The 4,278-nt window shown below is 35.4% G+C and carries 6 protein-coding genes; all 6 read left to right on the plus strand.

What is annotated here, in order from left to right:
* Window positions 1-481 precede the first annotated feature (481 nt).
* The 6 genes from B3E92_RS12810 to B3E92_RS12835 all read left to right on the plus strand — a co-directional run bounded on the left by B3E92_RS12810 (window position 482) and on the right by B3E92_RS12835 (window position 4,106).
* Window positions 482-715, plus strand: a complete 234-nt coding sequence (locus tag B3E92_RS12810; RefSeq protein WP_112375788.1) for a helix-turn-helix domain-containing protein — start codon at window positions 482-484, stop codon at window positions 713-715.
* Between the two features lie 261 nt (window positions 716-976).
* The gene (locus tag B3E92_RS12815; RefSeq protein ID WP_172462468.1) at window positions 977-2,026 is read left to right on the plus strand and encodes a DUF262 domain-containing protein; all 1,050 of its coding nucleotides are present in this window, start codon (window positions 977-979) and stop codon (window positions 2,024-2,026) included.
* Window positions 2,027-2,683 (plus strand): MAE_28990/MAE_18760 family HEPN-like nuclease, encoded by a 657-nt coding sequence (locus B3E92_RS12820; RefSeq protein ID WP_112375786.1) that lies wholly within the window; start codon window positions 2,027-2,029, stop codon window positions 2,681-2,683. It abuts the gene before it with no gap.
* A gap of 120 nt (window positions 2,684-2,803) precedes the next feature.
* Window positions 2,804-3,202, plus strand: coding sequence for a transposase (locus B3E92_RS12825; RefSeq protein ID WP_112375785.1), 399 nt, complete (start codon window positions 2,804-2,806; stop codon window positions 3,200-3,202).
* 110 nt (window positions 3,203-3,312) lie between these two features.
* Window positions 3,313-3,834, plus strand: a complete 522-nt coding sequence (locus B3E92_RS12830; protein ID WP_286897109.1) for a DDE-type integrase/transposase/recombinase — start codon at window positions 3,313-3,315, stop codon at window positions 3,832-3,834.
* A 2-nt stretch (window positions 3,835-3,836) separates the two neighbouring features.
* Entirely contained in the window at window positions 3,837-4,106 is a 270-nt protein-coding gene (locus B3E92_RS12835; RefSeq protein ID WP_286897111.1) for an integrase core domain-containing protein, read from the plus strand.
* Window positions 4,107-4,278 lie beyond the last annotated feature (172 nt).

Raw genomic sequence — 4,278 nt, forward strand, 5'->3', positions numbered from 1 at the left:
CACAAAGGTGTATAATATTGGCGTTACGCACTCCATGGCAAAGAGAAGCCAAATCTAATTTGGCCAAACCAGCCGAGCTACTCGGGGGCTGTGATGATGTTTTTTGATTGTTGTTTTTTGTTCATAACTCGTTTTATTGGTAACGAGTCTTGCAGGGTAGCAATCAACATAAAGAGGGGGCTGCATCCCATACTCCAAAAGATTCTCAGGCCTAAAGTCGCATTGGGTAAACAGCAGCCCCACACTTCAATGAATTAAATGCAAAAGTAGCATTTTCCATTGAAAGCGTGAGATATTTCTGCTGCCTTGCCACTTGGCCTGAGAATGGAGAGCAAGACTTTTGAATATCTATATTTTTAATATTTTTCTATTATCTATTTCATATTTTATTATCGTATGTGATGGTAGCAAAGATACAAAACAAAGCTATAGTAAACAAATTTGTTGACCATTTTTTTCTTAATATATCGATTTTGAGAAGATGGATCAGAAACAAAAAGAATTTCGCATTAAACTGGGACAACGTATTGAACAACTTAGAGTTGAAAAAGGAATTGAGCAGGGTGAATTAGCATCAATAATTAATAAAGACAAACAATTTATTAATCGATATGAGCGCCAAGGAGCAAATCCAACTGCATTTATTCTAACCCAATTAGCTGACGCACTTAAAGTTACACCAAATGATCTTTTAGATTTCTCCAAAATAACATGAAATAATTAAAATTATTAGTTCAATGTTCACCTTTTCAATATTGGAACGAACCAACCCATCAAATGCTAATCAAAGACATTCTATAAAATATATAATAGATGGTTTTTGTAAAAGTATAATTCACATCTATTTAGTTAGATGTAGTATGATTAAAAACAAACTATAAATATTGAGTATAATAAATTTTTAAACAAGATGGAAATCTGCTAAGTGCAATACACTATTTTTTGTAAATTTGAAAATTAACCATTTTAAAGCATTATGGATTTCGACTCTCAGTTAAATGAACAAAAAAGAAAGGTAGACTTTAATACGTTTGATCTTTCTGTAAAAGAACTAGTAAGTATGTTTGACGACGGGATAATTGATATCGCCCCGGAATACCAACGACAATTTAGATGGAAAAATGATCGACAATCAAATTTAGTGGAATCAATTTTCTTAGGTATTCCTATTCCTAGTTTATTTATGGCAACAAATTCAGATAATACATGGGAATTGATTGATGGAGTACAAAGACTGAGTTCGATCATAAGATTCTGCGGTAACGAAAATGTTATTAAAAAACTCCAAGAAACTAATACCGAAGAAATATCTAATTTAAAATTATCTGATTTAAATAAACTAACAACTTTTAACGGAAAGAAATTCAGTGATCTCCCAAGAACAATCCAGCTAGATTTCTTATTAAAACCACTTAAAGTTATAACATTAAGTGATAAAAGTGATTTAAGTGTAAGATTTGATTTATTCGAAAGACTAAATACTGGTGGAGTGAGTTTAACTGATCAAGAAATACGCAGTTGTATCTATAGGGGTAAATTCAACGATTTCATAAAGGAACTGAGCACTTATGAGAGTTTTAAGAAAACAGTTATTTTAACCAAATCAATGGAAATGGATGGAACAAGAGAAGAATTTGTACTTCGATTTTTCGCTTTCTTAAATAATTATAAAAATTTCGACCATAGCGTTGTTGACTTTTTAAATGATTATATGATGTTCGCTGGCAAATCAAACAATTTTGATTACAAAATAAATGAAACAATATTTAAAAAAGTATTTGACCAACTATCAACTCTTGAAAACGGAATATCGCGTAAACAGAAAACAACACCTGTAAATTTATTTGAAGGCGTTGCAGTGGGAGCAGCTCTTGCAATAAGAGATAAAGGTAATTTAAATTTAAATGGTATCGCAGAATGGATGGTTTCCGACGATCTAAGAAAATATACTACTGGAGCAACTAACACAAAATCTAAGGTAAAAGGTAGAATTGAATATTGTAAAGAGAAGTTCTCAAGAGAATAAATGTTCACAGATTTAAAGACAGATTCCGCGTCTAGGTTAGTAGAAGTGAGGGATTTTTTAGATTTAATTAATTCCCTAATTCCCTCTCCACCGATACCTACACCTAACAATCTTTTGACAGCAAAAGGATTATTTTATGTTCATATATATGGAGTATTTGAATTTACCATAACGTCTTGTATAAAAAGAACCATAATATTAATAAATAATGAAAACGTAAATATTAATGATTTACAACCATTGCTTCTAACTATGGCTCTCAACTCCGAATTTGATAGCCTTGCCAATGTAAAAGCTCGAAATTGGGATTGTCGATGGAGCTTATTCGAGAAAATACGCGATAATTCCATAAGTCAAATAATAACCGATTTAATTCCGACAGACGGCAAAAACATAAGATATAAGCAATTAGAAAGCATTTGGAAAACATTTTGTATTAATTCTCCAATCTTAAATCTTCCTTCAATTGGAGGAAGACTCAAAGATATTGTTGACAATAGAAACGCCATTGCACATGGGAACACTACCTCGTCAGAAATTGGAAGTCGTGTAACGATGAATGACTTATACAATAGATATAATGAGATAAGTAGTTATTGTAGCTATGTGATTCAAGTATTTGAAGAATACGTATTAAATAAAGATTATTTAAAATAGCACAAACATAATCTTTAATAAATGCTGTCAAAAGCCGCTTATATAAGTACCCGACAATTTTTTCAGGATTAGGAAAACTGTCTTGTCCTGAAATAGCTTTACACCAAAATTGTAAAGGACATGGGAAAAGTTCCAAAAAATGGTGTTAAACAGCCATTCAAAAAGAGGGGTACATCGTATTCAGAAGAAGTAAAGCGCAAGATCGTTGGTGAGATAAAATCAGGTTTTCACAGTCATCGTACAGCGGCTAAAATTTATGGTATAAGTAGAAATACAATTAATAGTTGGGTTATTCAGGATTCTTTGCTTCCTTTGATAAGACCGATTCAAAAGCCGATGAAGGAACCAAATGAAACCTCAAAAGTAAAGGCGCTCTCTAAACAGGTGATAGATCTACAGAAAGCTTTGGAAAAAGCCAACCTAAAGATTGAAGGACTGCAGACCATGATCCAGGTTAGTGAAGAGGAACTCAAGATCAAGATCAGAAAAAAGCTTGGTGCCAAACGGTCAAAAGAATGAGGCAGAGCCATCCCCACATAAGTCTGGGAGATCTCTGTGCACTGTTTGGCGTCACTAGACAGGCTTATTACGACGCTATCCGCTATGCGGAAAAAACAACGATAGCAAAAATGGTCGTCCTGACTCTGGTAAAGGAAATTCGGATACAGATGCCATTGTTATGGACAAGGAAGCTGCTTCACGTTCTCGAACCACGGCTGATCGAACACGGTATAAAAATGGGGCGCGATCAGCTGTTCAATTTACTTCGGTTCCATGGCCTGTTGATCAGGCGGCGCAAGCGCATAGTCCGCACCACAGATTCCAACCATATCTTTAAGAGATACCCTAACCTGATAAAAGAACTTATCATCACGGGACCTGAACAGCTCTGGGTAAGCGACATTACTTACATCAGGACGGTACAGGGCTTCAGTTATCTCAGCCTCATCACCGACGCGTACTCCCGAAAGATTGTTGGATATGCATTACATCCCACTCTTGAGGCGACGGGCTGTTTAAGGGCATGGAGATGGCGATATCTAACTGGAAGCATGTGTCTCCCTTCTACCTCATCCATCATTCGGACCGTGGGATCCAGTACTGCTGCAACGAGTATACCGAAATGCTTCAACGTTATGGAGTCGCTATAAGCATGACCCAAAACGGCAGTCCCTACGATAACGCTCTGGCCGAACGGGTAAACGGGATCCTGAAAAACGAATTCTATCCCAAACGGGTTTACCAGAATCATAAAGATGCTTCTAAGAATATTGACAAGATCATCAGGATATATAACAGTCAACGTCCGCATGCCAGCTTGGATTTCCGAACGCCGGAAGGAGCGCATTTTCATAACGGCGAAATCAAAAAGCGATGGAAGCGTTATCCAAGAAAGTTAACGTCTACTGAAAAAGTAATTTGAAAAGATATTTTAGATGAAAGAAGGAGTTTGTATACTTGTAAAGGATTTTCAGGATTACCAAATAACACCTGTAAGATCTTTCTAGGACTAATGGTTAAATCTGTAAAGTTTTTTTAGGACGAGACATTAGCCTATCTATTTCGGTGATACTGGTTCTTCGTCAATTTTGGTG

It is taken from the genome of Sphingobacterium sp. UBA6317 (assembly GCF_002440385.1).
GTDB classification, from domain to species: domain Bacteria; phylum Bacteroidota; class Bacteroidia; order Sphingobacteriales; family Sphingobacteriaceae; genus Sphingobacterium; species Sphingobacterium multivorum.